The sequence below is a fragment of the Nocardia acididurans genome, from assembly GCF_016741815.1.
GTDB classification, from domain to species: Bacteria; Actinomycetota; Actinomycetes; order Mycobacteriales; family Mycobacteriaceae; genus Nocardia; species Nocardia acididurans.
Map to the genome: position 1 here is coordinate 1 of NZ_JAERRJ010000013.1, position 14,107 is coordinate 14,107.

The 14,107-nt window shown below is 68.6% G+C and carries 15 protein-coding genes; 9 read left to right on the top strand and 6 right to left on the bottom strand.

Going from position 1 to position 14,107, the window contains the following annotated elements:
- Positions 1 to 92 precede the first annotated feature (92 nt).
- The 3 genes from JK358_RS30305 to JK358_RS30315 all read right to left on the bottom strand — a co-directional run bounded on the left by JK358_RS30305 (position 93) and on the right by JK358_RS30315 (position 3,377).
- Entirely contained in the window at positions 93 to 395 is a 303-nt protein-coding gene (locus tag JK358_RS30305; protein ID WP_201954463.1) for an ABC transporter permease subunit, read from the bottom strand.
- A 98-nt stretch (positions 396 to 493) separates the two neighbouring features.
- Positions 494 to 1,855: an aspartate aminotransferase family protein gene (locus JK358_RS30310; RefSeq protein WP_201954465.1), complete on the bottom strand. Its 1,362-nt coding sequence runs from the start codon at positions 1,853 to 1,855 to the stop codon at positions 494 to 496.
- A 31-nt stretch (positions 1,856 to 1,886) separates the two neighbouring features.
- Entirely contained in the window at positions 1,887 to 3,377 is a 1,491-nt protein-coding gene (locus JK358_RS30315) for a CoA-acylating methylmalonate-semialdehyde dehydrogenase (protein ID WP_201954467.1), read from the bottom strand.
- Between the two features lie 196 nt (positions 3,378 to 3,573).
- Here JK358_RS30315 and JK358_RS30320 point away from each other — a divergent pair, with 196 nt between their 5' ends.
- The 3 genes from JK358_RS30320 (at position 3,574) to JK358_RS30330 (ending at position 6,611) form a co-directional block, all read left to right on the top strand.
- Positions 3,574 to 5,172 (top strand): PucR family transcriptional regulator, encoded by a 1,599-nt coding sequence (locus JK358_RS30320; RefSeq protein ID WP_201954469.1) that lies wholly within the window; start codon positions 3,574 to 3,576, stop codon positions 5,170 to 5,172.
- Between the two features lie 201 nt (positions 5,173 to 5,373).
- Positions 5,374 to 6,276, top strand: coding sequence for a D-alanyl-D-alanine carboxypeptidase family protein (locus JK358_RS30325; RefSeq protein WP_269811947.1), 903 nt, complete (start codon positions 5,374 to 5,376; stop codon positions 6,274 to 6,276).
- A 140-nt stretch (positions 6,277 to 6,416) separates the two neighbouring features.
- A complete protein-coding gene (locus JK358_RS30330) occupies positions 6,417 to 6,611 on the top strand; it encodes a hypothetical protein (RefSeq protein ID WP_201954473.1) in 195 nt (64 codons plus the stop codon).
- A 15-nt stretch (positions 6,612 to 6,626) separates the two neighbouring features.
- Here the strand turns inward: JK358_RS30330 and JK358_RS30335 are convergent, their stop codons facing one another.
- A complete protein-coding gene (locus JK358_RS30335; RefSeq protein WP_232852186.1) occupies positions 6,627 to 7,781 on the bottom strand; it encodes a DUF5925 domain-containing protein in 1,155 nt (384 codons plus the stop codon).
- 149 nt (positions 7,782 to 7,930) lie between these two features.
- On the opposite strand from JK358_RS30335, the gene JK358_RS30340 reads away from it, so the two are divergent.
- The gene (locus JK358_RS30340) at positions 7,931 to 8,668 is read left to right on the top strand and encodes a VOC family protein (protein ID WP_201954475.1); all 738 of its coding nucleotides are present in this window, start codon (positions 7,931 to 7,933) and stop codon (positions 8,666 to 8,668) included.
- Positions 8,669 to 8,677: 9 nt separating this feature from the next.
- Positions 8,678 to 9,439, top strand: a complete 762-nt coding sequence (locus JK358_RS30345; RefSeq protein WP_201954477.1) for an HAD hydrolase family protein — start codon at positions 8,678 to 8,680, stop codon at positions 9,437 to 9,439.
- 6 nt (positions 9,440 to 9,445) lie between these two features.
- Here the strand turns inward: JK358_RS30345 and JK358_RS30350 are convergent, their stop codons facing one another.
- Positions 9,446 to 10,135, bottom strand: a complete 690-nt coding sequence (locus tag JK358_RS30350) for a hypothetical protein (RefSeq protein WP_201954479.1) — start codon at positions 10,133 to 10,135, stop codon at positions 9,446 to 9,448.
- A 246-nt stretch (positions 10,136 to 10,381) separates the two neighbouring features.
- Here JK358_RS30350 and JK358_RS30355 point away from each other — a divergent pair, with 246 nt between their 5' ends.
- From JK358_RS30355 to JK358_RS30370, 4 genes are all read left to right on the top strand, one after another.
- Positions 10,382 to 11,623: an oxygenase MpaB family protein gene (locus JK358_RS30355; protein WP_201954844.1), complete on the top strand. Its 1,242-nt coding sequence runs from the start codon at positions 10,382 to 10,384 to the stop codon at positions 11,621 to 11,623.
- A 65-nt stretch (positions 11,624 to 11,688) separates the two neighbouring features.
- The gene (locus tag JK358_RS30360) at positions 11,689 to 12,012 is read left to right on the top strand and encodes a hypothetical protein (RefSeq protein WP_201954481.1); all 324 of its coding nucleotides are present in this window, start codon (positions 11,689 to 11,691) and stop codon (positions 12,010 to 12,012) included.
- Between the two features lie 36 nt (positions 12,013 to 12,048).
- Positions 12,049 to 12,498: a nucleoside deaminase gene (locus tag JK358_RS30365; RefSeq protein ID WP_201954482.1), complete on the top strand. Its 450-nt coding sequence runs from the start codon at positions 12,049 to 12,051 to the stop codon at positions 12,496 to 12,498.
- Positions 12,495 to 13,454, top strand: coding sequence for an isopenicillin N synthase family dioxygenase (locus JK358_RS30370; protein ID WP_201954484.1), 960 nt, complete (start codon positions 12,495 to 12,497; stop codon positions 13,452 to 13,454). Before JK358_RS30365 ends, JK358_RS30370 begins: the two co-directional genes overlap by 4 nt.
- A 79-nt stretch (positions 13,455 to 13,533) precedes the next feature.
- Here JK358_RS30370 and JK358_RS30375 read toward each other — a convergent pair whose 3' ends face one another.
- Complete coding sequence (locus tag JK358_RS30375; RefSeq protein WP_201954486.1) at positions 13,534 to 14,022, bottom strand: nuclear transport factor 2 family protein; 489 nt, start codon at positions 14,020 to 14,022, stop codon at positions 13,534 to 13,536.
- Between the last annotated feature and the right edge of the window lie 85 nt (positions 14,023 to 14,107).

A 14,107-nucleotide genomic window follows, 5' to 3' on the forward strand; every position in this document is an offset into this window, starting at 1 on the left:
TCTCTTGCTCAGCGGTCCGGCCGCCGAGGGATGGGTGCGCGAAAGCCGCCGGACGCCATCATTCGATGACGAAACCGGCGGCTCGCGAAAAATCAGCTGGTGGCGGCGCGATCGTCGGAGCGGCGGCGCATGCGCAGCTGCCCGGCGATGACGAAGACCAGCGAAATCAGGAATGTCGCACTCGCGACGGCCTTCACCTGCGGTGCGCCGGCGAGAATGCCGGGCCACACCAGCGGCAGCACAACGGACCGGAACGCCTGGAAGGGCGTCGCATACAGGTCCATGGCCGCCTCCTGCAGCCTCGGGTCCAGCCCGGAGAGCCGGGCCTTGACGGTCACCACCACGAACGGCGAACAGAACGTGATGTGTGCGATGAGAATAGCCCAGAATCCCAAGGGGATACCGAAACCGATGAGCAGTGTCCGGTGAACCGGTAGCGGGCCGGCGCGTCCCGCAGTCCGGCCGGTTCAAATAGTCGCCGGTGGCTCGGGCGTCAGAGGTGTGCGTCGGCCACCGTCAGGGCCTGGTCGAGAATCGCCAGGCCCTCCTTGGCCTCCGCCTCGGAGATCGTGCAGGGCGGCACCACGTGAATCCGGTTGAAGTTCACGAACAGCAGCAGGCCCGCCGCTTTGGCCGCCGCGACGGTCTCCACCATGGCCGGGCTGGTTCCGCCGTAGGGGGCCAACGGTTCCCGCGTGCCGCGGTCGCTGACGAGTTCGAGCGCCCAGAAGACGCCGAGGCCGCGCACGTCGCCGATGCTCGGGTGCCGTTGTGCCAGTTCGCGCAGACCGGGTCCGAGGACGCGTTCGCCGATCTCGGCGGCGTTCTCGACGATGCCCTCCTCCTGCATGGCATTGATCGTCGCGACTGCGGCGGCCGTGGCGAGCGGGTGCCCGGAGTAGGTGAGCCCGCCCGGGTAGGCGCGGTCGTCGAAGGTGGCCGCGATGTGCGGGGCGATGGCGACGCCGCCCAGGGGCACATAGCCGGAGTTCACGCCCTTGGCGAAGGTGAGGAGATCCGGGACCACGTCGAAATTCTGGATGGAGAACCATTTTCCGGTGCGCCCGAATCCGGCCATCACCTCGTCGGCGATGAAGACGATGCCGTACCGGTCGCACAGTTCACGCACGCCCGCCAGGTATCCCGGTGGCGGGACCATGATTCCGGCGGTGCCGGGCACGGGTTCGAGAATGATGGCGGCGATGGTGCTCGCGCCCTCGAAGACGATGGTCTGCTCCAGATGCTGCAGTGCCCGCTGGGTTTCCTCGGCCTCGGTGGTCGAATGGAATTGCGTGCGGTACAGGAACGGTCCGAAGAAGTGCACGATCCCGGCATTGCCGTGATCGTTGGGCCAGCGCCGGGGATCGCCGGTGAGGTTGATCGCCGTCTCGGTGCCGCCGTGATACGAGCGGTAGCGCGCGAGCACCTTGTACTTGCCGGTGTGCAGGCGGGCCATGCGCACCGCGTGCTCGACGGCGTCCGCGCCGGCATTGGTGAAGAAGATCCGGTTCAGCTCGCCGGGCGTGCGTTCGGCGATGAGCCGCGCGGCCTCCGAGCGCGCCGCGTTGGCATGCTGCGGCGCGACCGTGCACAGGGTCGCCGCCTGCTGCTGGATGGCGGCCACCACCTTCGGATGCTGGTGTCCGATATTGGTGTTCACCAACTGGGACGAGAAGTCCAGCAGCCGGTTGCCGTCGCCGTCCCACACGTACGAGCCCTGTGTGGCGGTGACGACCATGGGTGTGAGCTGCGCCTGCGCCGACCAGGAGTGGAAGACGTGCTTGCGATCCAATTCGTAGGCGCGGGCGGCCTGTTCGCGGGCCGCCTCGGGTGTGAGTCCATTCGGCAGTGTCATGGCGAGAACTCCGTTCGGGTCGGTGGGCGGCTCAGTGGTTCTGCGGGAAGCCGAGATTCAGGCCGCCGTGGCTGGGGTCGAGCCAGCGGGTGGTGACCGCCTTGGTGCGGGTGAAGAAGTGCACGCCGTCGATGCCGTGTGCGTGCGAATCGCCGAACAGCGAGTTCTTCCAGCCGCCGAAACTGTAGTAGGCCATGGGCACCGGGATCGGGACGTTGATGCCGACCATGCCCACCTCGACCTCGTTGTGGAAGCGCCGGGCCGCGCCGCCGTCATTGGTGAAGATGGCGGTGCCGTTGCCGTACGGGTTGGCGTTGATGAGAGCCAGTGCCTCGTCATAGGTTTCGACGCGCACCACCGAGAGCACCGGGCCGAAGATCTCGTCGGTGTAGACGCTCATCTCCGGGGTGACGTGGTCGAGAACGGTGGGGCCGAGCCAGAATCCGTCGGCCTCGCCGTCGGCGCGCACCCGGCGGCCGTCGAGAACCACGGTGGCCCCGGCGTTTTCGCCCGCGTCGATGTAGGAGGCGACCTTGTCGCGATGCGACTTGGTGACCAGCGGACCCATATCGGTGCCGCGGGTGCCGTCGCCGGTGCGAATTGTCTCGGCGCGCTGGGTGATCCGCGCCACCAGATCATCGGCGACCTCGCCGACCGCGACCAGCGCGCTGATGGCCATGCACCGTTCGCCCGCCGAGCCGAAGCCCGCGTTCACCGCCGCGTCGGCCGCCAGATCCAGGTCGGCGTCGGGCAGTACCACCATGTGGTTCTTGGCCCCGCCCAGCGCCTGCACCCGCTTGCCGTGCGCGGTGCCGTTCTCGTAGACGTACCGGGCGATCGGCGTGGAGCCGACGAAGGACACCGCCTTGATCGCGGGGTTCTCCAGCAGTTCGTCCACCGCGACCTTGTCGCCCTGCACCACATTGAAGACGCCGTCGGGCAGCCCGGCCTCCTGCCAGAGTTCCGCTGTCCACAGCGAGGCCGAGGGATCCTTCTCGCTCGGCTTCACCACGACGGTGTTGCCCGCGGCGATGGCGATGGGGAAGAACCACATGGGCACCATGGCCGGGAAGTTGAACGGCGAGATGATCGCCACCGGGCCGAGTGGCTGCCGGATGGAGAAGATGTCGACCTTGGTGGAGGCGTTCTCGGTGTAGCCGCCCTTGAGCAGATGCGGTATGCCGCAGGCGAATTCGACCACCTCCAGGCCGCGGGTCACCTCGCCCAGGGCGTCGGCGAGCACCTTGCCGTGTTCGGCGGTGATGATCGCGGCCAGTTCCTCCTTGCGCTCGTTGAGCAGCTCCCGGAAGCGGAACAGCACCTGGGTGCGCTTGGCCAGTGAGGCATCGCGCCAGGCCGGGAACGCCGCGGCGGCGGCGTCCACGACCGCGCGTACGTCGGCGACGTTCGCCAGCGCCACCTCCCCGGTGACCACACCGGTCGCGGGATTCGTCACCGGCGCGGTGGCCGCGCTGGTTCCGGCGAAGGACTTGCCGTCGAGCCAGTGTGCGATGGTCTGCATATCTCCTCGTTTCGATGGATGGAGTTGTGGCCGTACGGCGAGCGGCCCGCCCCCGGTCGCCGGCACGACGGGGGACGGGCTCGAACGGGCCGTGGGAGGGGGACTGCGGTGGCCCGCGTCTCACTCTGCCGCAGGGCCCCGGGTCGAGCGTCCTACATTTCGTACGGGATTCGCGGCTTCGTATTACGATTCGTCGGTGCTCCTCTCCGTTGCCGATGTGCTGGACATGCCGGTGGTGCGCGCCGGGCAGCCGGAGGTCGTCGGCGGCGGATCGCTGGATCGGCCGGTGCGCTGGGTGCACGTCAGCGAACTCCCGGATGTGGCGAAGCTGCTGGTGGGCCGGGAACTGATTCTCACCACCGGGCAGGCGCTGTCGCAGCACGACGACGCGACCGTCGCGTATCTGGAATCGCTCGCGGCGGCGGGGGTTTCGGGGCTGGTCGTGGAATTGGGCACCTATGTGAAGGAGTTGCCGGAGGTCGTGGGGGAGACCGCCGACCGGCTCGGGCTGCCCGTCGCGGTGCTGCACCGGGTGGTGCGGTTCGTGGAGGTCACCGAGGCGGTGCACCGGGTGATCGTGGCCGACCAGTACGCGGAGCTGGAATTCGCGCGCACGGTGCACGAGACCTTCACGGCGCTGAGCGTGCGGCGGGCATCGCTGGCGGAGATCGTGAAGACCGCGGCGGGGATGCTGGACGCCTCGGTGGTGCTGGAGGATCTGACGCATCGGGTGCTGGCGTTGACCGCCCGGCACACCGCCACCTCGACGCTGCTGGAGCACTGGGAGACCACCTCGCGGCTGCTGCCCGACGCCGACGCGAATGTGGTTCCGGTGGGCCCGCATACGCAGCGCTGGGGTCGCCTCATCCTGCGGTCGAGCCGCGTGCCGAGCGCACGGGCGCGCATGGTGCTCGAGCGCGCGGCGCAGACCCTGACCCTGCACCGCATGATCGAACGCGACCGCTTCGGCCTGCACCGGCAGGCGCAGACCGGGCTCATCGACGACATGATCAACGGCCGGCTCACCGACGAGCGCGATGCCCTGGCGCTGGCGGCGACGCTGGGCCTGGCGCGCCGCTCCCGCTACATTCCGCTGGCGATAGATGTCACCGCCGCAACGGAATCCGACCCGGTGGCGCTGCAGCGGCGCACCGCGGCCATCGTCGACGCGGCCATGCACGGCGTCGCCCTCGGCCGCGCCACCGCCCTGGCCGCCCCCGAGCACGGCAACCGGGTGGTCCTGATCCTCGCGGTGGCCCGCAGCACCGACCTCGACGACACCCTCACCGTCCTGTGCACCGCGATCCTGGCCGAGGTTCGCCGCGTCTCGGGCGTGGACCGCGCCGTCATCGGCGTCGGCGCGGAATCGGATTCTCTGCTCGACACCGCCCGTGAGCTCGCGCAGGCCGCGCACATCGCCGAAGTAGCGCTGTCCCTGTCGACTTCACGCCCGCGCCCGTTCTATCGCAGCGGCGACGTCCGCCTGCGCGGCCTGCTCTCCCTCATTCGCGATGAGCCCGGTGTCCAGCGCTTCGCCGAAACCGAACTCAGCGCACTGCTCCGCCACGACATCCGCCAGACCGCCGACCTGACCCGGACCCTGCGCGAATTCCTGGATCTGGCGGGCAACAAGACCGAATTGGCCAAGCGGCTCAATATTTCCCGGCCCACCCTCTACGACCGGCTCTCCCGTATCGAACGCATCCTCGATGTCGACCTGGACGACGGCGAGACCCGCACCTCGCTGCACACCGCCCTGCTCATCCGCGACCTGGCGGCGGCGGGCGAATCCTGAAGTCCGCTCCGGTTACCCGGCACGGAGGTCTGGCGATAGCTGGCCATCGCGAGAGGGGGACGGTGCCGGGTTGCGTTGCCGGAGGTTCAGCCGCCGCTGAGCGGGAGCCGTCGGTGGCGCCGCCGATTTCGTGGCGAATCGGCGGACGTGTCGCGGCGGTGTCCGGCGAGGCCGGGGGCAGAATGTGGCGCTGTGCGGACAATGGCGCGGGTGCTGCAGGTGGTTGTCGCGGGCGTGGTGGTGGCGGTTGGTCAGGGGGGAGTGGCCGCTCCTGCCGTGAGCGCCCCGCTGCCGATGGTGCCGTGGGTGGGTTCGGAACCGCAGGGGGTGCGGGCGCCGGGGGCCGCGCTGGCCGACGGGGTCACCGGGACGCTGCTGTGGTCGCGGGAGGCGAGCACGCCGGTTCCCATCGCCAGTATCGCGAAGGTGATGACCGCGCTGGTCGTCGTGAGTTCGGGTGACCTCGAGCGGGCGGTCACCGTGCCGTCGGAGGCGATCGGCTACTGCGTGCGACACGACGGCAGCACGGCGGGGCTGGCCGCCGGCGAGGTGTTGACCGCGCGGGCGTTGCTCTACGCGTTGATGCTGCCGTCGGGGTGCGATGCCGCCTACACCCTGGCCGAATCCTTCGGACCCGGCCAGGAGGGCTTCATCGCCCGGATGAACGACACCGCAAGCCATATCGGTATGGGCGGAACGCAATTCACCGATCCCAGCGGTCTGCCGGTGCCCACCGACTACTCCACCTACTCCACTCCGGCGGATCTGGTGAGCCTGGGGCTGCGCGCCATGATGCTGCCGGCCTTCCGCGAGATCGCCGGAGCGCGCGATTTCCACCTGGCCGCCGGGCCCGGCCATCGCGAACACCATTGGCACACCACGAACCAGCTGCTGCACCGCTATCCGGGCGCCGTCGGCATCAAGACCGGCTGGACCGATGCCGCCGGATCGTGCCTGCTGTTCGAGACGGTCCGGGCCGGAATACCGATGATCGGCGTCGTGCTGCACAGCTCGCCGGGTAGTGGCGCGGTCGCCGTCGACGACGCCGAACGCATGCTGCGCTGGGTGTACGACCCCCTCTTCGCCGCGCTGCCGATCGGCTGAGACGCCGGGCTCGACCCGATCGAACCGGGTCGGTGGGGCGATCTGTGTGTGACGCCGCGTATTGACGAAAGTCATACAGCCACGGCCGATTTGGCCTATTACACTTCGTAGTAGTCAATGTGGCCGAGGAGGAGTAACCGATGGACGACTTCGAGCGCGAGGTTCGCCTGTCCGCAGTCCACGTGCACTGGTCCGAGACCGATGCCGCGTTCGTCGCACGCTCCGATCAGTATCCCGGGCTCGTCCACCGCGACGAGTACTCCTCACTCGCCGCAGTGGACGGGCTCATCGACCTCGTGCGGGATTCCTTCGCCCCGCATCGGCTGGTCGCCTGAGATCGGTTGTGCCGGTTACAGATAGCCCGCATCGCCGGTGGCCGGGGCCGGGGTGGCCTGGATGCGGGAGCGATCCTCGCGGGCCTCGATGAGTTCGGCGAGGGTCAGGCCGTCCGGGCCCACCGCCGGACGCGGGCGGTCGCCGAGTTCCCGGGCCAGCCAGGCGGTGGCCTCCGCCTGTGACAGCCGGCCCACCTCGAGCTGCGCCAGGCAGCGGCCGGGGCGCACCACCGCGGGGTGCAGGCGGGACAGATCCTCGTTGGTCGTGATGGCGACCAGGACGTCGCGGCCCTGGCCCAGCATGCCGTCGGTGAGGTTCAGCAGGCGGGAAAGACCCTGGCCGGTGGACTCTTTCGCCGATCCGCGGATCAGCTCGTCGCAGTCCTCCAGGACCAGCAGCCGCCACTTGCGCTTGCTCTCGTCGTAGGTGTCCACGCCGATGGCCACCTCCATGAGATAGCCGGGGGACGAGAACAGCACCTCGGGGTCGAGGACGCAGTCGACCTGGCACCAGTCGGCCCACTCGCGGGCCAGGGCCCGGAGCGCGGAGGTCTTGCCGGTGCCCGGCGGGCCGTGCAGCAGCAGCAGGCGGCCGCTCACCTCCTCGGGGCGCATGGTCATCAGCCGCCGCATGGCCGCGCCCACATCGGTGGCGTAGTTGCCGTCGATCTGCTCCCAGGTGTCGGTCGTGATGCCGCGCTCGCGGCGCTGCGGGCCGTGGGATCCGTTGTGCCAGAAGCCCATCGACACCGTGCTCGCGTCGGGCTCCGGCTCCGCGGTGGCGTCCAGCGTGCACTGCTCGATCACCTCGCGCGCCAGCTCCTCGCTGACGGCGCACACCTCGATGACAGCACTTCCGTTGTCGCGCCGCACGATTCGCAGCGTCCAGCCGTCGCCGACGGCCAGCTTCGAGCGGGTGCCGTTGTCGTCGCTGGTGCGCAGCACGCGGGCCGACTCCGGGCACAGGGGAGCGTCCGGCTTCACATGCTCGAGCTGCTTGGACACGGCGTGCGGCTGTTCGCCATTGACATACGGCGCGAGTCCGAGCGCGTCGATGATGTCGCGCGGGGAGTCGGAATCGTCGAGATTCATTACCCACGAGAGCGTCCCGGCCGTTTCGGCCGCGGACTCCTCGCGGCCGACCAGCCTGAGACGTTCCTGGGTGTTCATAGTCACCCGGACGATCATCCGAACATCCGGGGGTGTGGTCCAGCCATTTTCGGCCCCGCCGTAGTTCTCAAACGATGTAATCATTCAGATATATTCACCTACGCATGTGTTGTGGCTTGTCGTGATCAACCCGAAAGGACCCCGCCACCATGACGAATTCACTGCAAACCGAACAACCCGCCTTCGACCACCTGCTGCACTGGGTGCCCGACGTGGACGCCGCCGTGGCCGCCTACACCGCCGCCGGCATGCCCGCGCACGCCAACCCGCCGGACACCGGATTCCAGCACGGCGGCTGGCGCATGGACGAGCGCTACGTCGAAATCCTCACGGTCACAGACGAGGAGCGGTTCCGTGCACACATGTTCGCGCAGGCATGGACCGCGCTGGAACCTGCCGCCGCCGTCGCGTCCCGAGCCGGCGGCGGCGCGATGACCTTCGCCGTCAACGTGACCGACGTGGGGGAGACGGCCGCCCGGTTGCTCCGTGCGGGCCACAAGATCCTCGACACCGTCATCCCTCGCGAATCCACCGGCGGGAGTATCGGTTTCCGCGAGGTCTTCCTCCTGGACGCGCCGTCCTGGGCCCCGTTCTTCATCACCTACGACCCGCCGCGCGAGGTCTTCCTCGCCCAGATCCCCGCCGGCGCTTTCCCTTCCGGCGACTTCACCATGACGGAGATCGTCATCGAAACCCCTGATCCGGCCCGTTCCGCCGCCTGGCTGGCCGCGGTGATCGGCCTGCCCGTCCACGATGCCGTGCTCGATCTCCCGGGCGGCGCAGTGCGTTTCGTGCCCGGCCCGGCCGACCGCATCATCGAGGCGGTGCTGTCCGGCCCGCGCCCCCTCGACGTGACTCCGGCCGGTCTGCGCTGGCATACCCAGTAGCATTCTGTGATGGCTACACTCGATGCTCGCACAATGGTTTTCGATATCGACGGCACGCTCTGCTTCGACGGCCGCACCATCGACCCCCGCATCGTGTCGGCGATCGAGTCCGGCGCGGAGTCCGGCTTCCACATGGTCTTCGCCTCCGCGCGCCCCATCCGCGACATCCTGCCCGTGCTGGCGGGCGCGTTCGACTCCGCGACCCTCATCGGCGGCAACGGCACCTTCGTGTCCATCGCCGGTGAGGTCCGGGCCCGCGCCGCCTTCGCCCCCGCCCTGGTTCCCACCCTGCTGGCCCTCATCACCCGCTACGAGGCCACCTATATCGCCGACGGGCCCTGGGACTACACCTACACCGGAGCCCCCGACCATCCGATCCGGAACCTCCTGGATCAGGGCAAGCTGGCCCGGAACGTGGCCCTGCACACGCACTCTCAGCTGATCAAGTTCCTCATTCTCACCGCCACCGACATGCACGCCCTGGCCGAAGACCTACGCGCCCTGGGCCTGTCGCCCTATCACCACCTGGACCACAACGTCATCGATCTGGCTCCCGCGCTCACCACCAAGTGGGAGGCGCTGTCGGCCATCGGCCACCACGACTACATCGCCTTCGGCAACGACATCAACGACATCGACCTGCTGAGCAACGCCCGCCATGCGATCCGGGTCGGCAACCACCCCAGCCTCGCCGCCATCGCGCACACCACGGTCGCGCCCGACTCCGCCGCTGTCGCCGCCGAGATCACCCGTCTGACGACGACGGCCTGAGCGCGATCAGGCCGGTTTGGTGACGAGGTGGTGGTAGGCCGTGTCCAAGGGGATGTCCACGGCGAACCAGGCGGCGGGCCGGTCGTCGTCGCGGGGGCACCAGGCGGTGGCGATGCAGAGCCGGGCCACCTCGGGTGCGGTGAGGGCGGGCAGGTGCCAGGTGATGCGGGCGGGGTCGGCGTAGCGGACGCCGTATTCGGTGGAATCCGTTGGGATGGGCGGGATCTGGTGGGCCCAGCTGGTGGGCATGAGGCGACCGTCGGCGGCCTGCAGGGCGAGTAGTTCGGAGTCGGGGCCGCCGATGGAGACCATGAAGTGCTGATTCTCGATGCTGACGGCGGCGAGGCATTCGGCGTTGTCGGGGCCGGCGGCCGCGTCCGCGGGGAGGTCGGTGAGTTCGGCCGAGATGGCGAGGGCGGGGATCGTGCCCTGGATTTGCCAGATGCCCGCCCAGACGGGGACGGGTGCGCCGCCGTCCCAGGGCTGGATGTCGATGCTGCCGATCAGCAGGTCGACGGTGGCGGTGGGCTGCTGCCACCGGTGCAGGTGCGTCCCATTCGGCAAGTGCCACAGGCGGTCCGGTTCGGCGGGCAGGGGATCCGATCCGAGCGAGACGGCGAACCTGACCGCGCCCAGGGGGGTGTCGATCACCGCGGGGCGACTGTCCGCCTGGGTCAGGTCGTCGGTGGGGAGCATGCGCCCATCATGCAGGCCGGGGTTCGGGCGGCGTCCATGGGCTACCGGCACATCCCGCCGAGGGCTCGCGGCGGGTGCGGGTGATGCTGTGTGTTGGCTGAATAAGTTATGGGAAATTCCGATGATCACCGGCGGATCTTTGTGGCGTATCGAGGTCTGAAAACGTTGGTGGAAAGTCGAACACGGGTCGAAACAGCGTGTTAAGTTACTGCGCATTCTGGTCACATGCTCGATGAGGAGTGCGTCATGGACGGAATCAGCAGACGTCGCGCCATGAAAGCCGGCGGAATCCTGGGTGCGATGGGTGCTTTGGCGATCACGTCACCCGCGCGGGCGGAACCGTGGAGTTGGTCGCCGGAGGGCTCGGTCGCCGGATACGGCGCCGGAGCGGACCCGCTGACGGTGTGGGACCCCGAAGCCGACGAACTGGTGGCCGCCCTGATCGACCGGGGCGACGTCCCGCGGGTCAACGCGGCGCTGCGCACCTGGACCAGCAACGGTCAGGCGCTCCCCGCCGAATTGCCCTCGGATCTCCGGTATTTCATGGAGTACGCGCGCCGGCTGCCGCAGTGGATCGACCCGGCCGAGCTTGACCAGGCCATCGGGTTCAACAAGAAGCGCGGCCTGTATCTCGGCGTGCTGTACGGCTTCGCCAGCGGCATGATGAGCACCGTCATCCCGAAGGAGGCCCGCGCGGTCTACTACTCCAAGGGCGGACAGGACCTCAAGGACCGCATCTCCAAGACCGCCAAGCTCGGCTATGACATCGGCAACGCGAATGCCTATGCCCCCGACGGCGAAATGATCGTCACCTGCGTCAAGACCAGGCTCGTGCACGCCGCGGTGCGGCACCTGCTGCCGCAGTCCCCGCACTGGGTGAACTCCGCCGAGGAAGCCGTGCCGATCAGCCAGAACGACATCATGGTCACCTGGCACAGCCTGCCCACCACGGTCATGAAGCACCTCACCGCCTGGAATGTGCCGATCCCGGAACCGGAACGGCAGGGCTTCCTGCACTCCTGGCAGGTGGCCGCGCATCTGCTCGGCGTCCGCGACGAGTACATCCCCAACTCGTGGCCGGAGGCCAATTCCCAAGCGGCGCAAGTGCTCGATCCGATCATCGCCGCCACCCCGGAGGGCACCAAACTCGCCGACCGGCTGCTGGGGCTGGGCGCGAACATCGACTTCGCCATCCTCAGCAAACCGGTGCTCGGCGCGTTCACCCGCTTCCTGCTCGGCGACGCCCTCGCCGACGGACTGGCCATCCCGCGGGAACCGGTCTGGGATCCGCTGCTGCGCTTCAGCTGGGGGCCGTTCATCGCCGTGCGTGAGGGCCTGCTCGCCGCCGTCCCGCCGATAGGCGACCCGTACTGGCTGCTCGACGAATTCCTGCGCAAGGCAGCGCTGATCTACCTGTCCGAACTGCGCATGCCGATCAGCATCGAGATCCCGACCATGAACCGCGATATGAGCCAGCCCGCCCGCTGAGCGACTGAACCTGTTGTCCCCGAACACAATCCGTGCGCATCCTATGCGTCGGCAAAGGAAGTATCATGCGCAATTCGATCGGACTTCTCGCGGCCGCTGTCACGGCCGCGGCACTCGTCGGGACCGCCGCCACCCCGGCGGCCCACGCCGCACCGGTGGCGGACCCCGGAACAGCGGCCGTGGCCGACAGCGGAACCGGTTCCGCCGCAGTCGACTACGGCTCCTCGGCGGCACAGTCCGCGGTCGCCCTCGCCCAGCGCGGCGATGTCCTCGGCGTCATCGTGCTGCTGGGGGTCGCGCCCTTCTACATGCTGACCGGCGGCATCTGCCAGTTGGTCACGGCGTCCTCGTTCGCGGACCCGTGCGCGCCGACTCGATACGGACTGTGATCGGGTTGGCCGTGTCGAGGTGGCAGCATGGTCGCTATGAGCGATGCACAGGAAATGCTGGTCACGGCTTATGACGAGGCGCTACTCGGGCTCGCCGAAGGTGGCATCCCGATCGGGGCGGCGTTGTTCGACAGTCACGGCACGCTGCTCGGGCGCGGCCACAATCGGCGCGTCCAGAACGACGATCCGAGCGTGCACGCCGAAACCGACGCCTTCCGCAATGCCGGACGGCGGCGCGACTATCGCGACACCATCATGGTCACCACGCTCTCGCCGTGCTGGTACTGCAGCGGGCTGGTGCGGCAGTTCGGGATCGGGGCGGTGATCGTAGGGGAATCGACCACCTTCACCGGCGGCCATGAATGGCTTGCGGCACAAGGGGTTTCGATCACCGTCCTGGACGATCGGGAGTGCATCGAGATGATGACGAAGTTCATCGCCGATCGGCCGGACCTGTGGAACGAGGACATAGGAGTCGTGGAATGAACGCCATCGCCACCGTGGATCTCGACCGCTGGCGCGCGGGCGGTGCGGCCGCCGCGCAGGTGCTGCGCGAAGTCGACGCTGGCATGCAGCGGGCCGGATTCCTGCTGGTGCGCGGACACGGTGTGCCGGAAGGACTTCCGGGTGCGTTGCGCGGCGCGGCCCGCCGGTTCTTCGCACTGCCCGAGCAGGTGAAGCAGCGGTACGCGGTCAGCGTGGGCGGGCGTGGGTGGATCGGTCCCGGGCTCGAGGCCAACGGGTATTCCGAGGGCACCGAAACCCCGCCCGATCTGAAGGAGACCTTCGCCGTCGGCGCCGACACGCGCACGGGGAACCGGCGCGTCGACGACGTCTGGTTCCTCGACAATGTCTGGCCGGACGAAGTGGTGGAACTGCGAGAGCTGTCCACCGGCTACACCGCGGCCATGCGCGTCCTGTCCGATGAACTGCTGGCCCTGTTCGCGGCCGCACTCGCGTTGCCGCACAACCCTTTCGCGGGTCTCACCACGCGGCCCACCTGGACCTGCAACATCAACTGGTATCCGCCGTTGACCACGGTCGGCCCGCCCGAACCCGGCCAGTTCCGCATCGGGCCGCACACCGATTTCGGCACCGTCACCGTGCTGGACCGGGAACCCGGCGCGGGCGGACTCCAGGTGTTCACGGAGGCGGACGGCTGGGCCGACGCGCCCTACGATCCGCGCGCGCTCACCGTGAACATCGGTGACCTGCTGGCCCATTGGAGCGGGCAGCGCTGGCCCGCCGGCCGCCACCGCGTGCTGCCGCCTCAGGAATCGGCCCCCGACGAGGATCTGGTCTCGCTCATCTACTTCTACGAACTCGACCACGATGCCCGCGTCACCCCCTTGCCGCCGCCGATCGGCCGGATCGCGGGCCTGGAACCCGTTGTCTCGGCGGACTTCCTGCGCACCCGGCTGGACGCCATCACTCTGGGCTGAAGACCAACCGGCGAGTTCCCGCAGCCGTCGGATGCGGCGGCTGCGGGAGCGACCTGGTCGCGATCGGCCGGGCTGGAACTCAGTTGCCGTGCGGCGCGGGCGCTTCCGCCCAGCGATTGGCGGTGATCGCGAAGCCCGGCAGCGCGTCGGTGGACATCTTGGCCTCGAAGATGCGGTCGTAGCCGGTGCTCGCGATCCGCCACACCCCGTCCTCGCGGCGATAGGTGTCGTTGTAGTAGGCCGCGCCGCGGATCAGGATGTTGTAGTCGGGCACGATCACCGTGTCCTCCAGGCACCAGCTGCCCGTGGCGGTGTCGCCGTCCACCGTGATCTCGGGGTGGTTGGCGACGTGCACGGTGATGATGTTGCCGCCCAGCGCCGTGCTCATGTACCCGACGAGATCCTCGCGTGAGGTGAATTCGAGGGGGCGGCCGCCCGAGGGCGATCCGTACGAGCCGAGCACATCCGGGCACAGCGTGTCGGCGAATTCCGTCCACTGCTTCAGATCCAGGGTGCGCAGATAGCGGTGCTTGAGAGCGCGGATCTGCTCCATCGCGATGGTGTCCATCGGCAGAAGATAGAACCTGTTCTCATCGAGGGCAATGGTCCGTCCCGGTCCGCACGGGTGGACCGAACGGCTTCCGATCACCAGA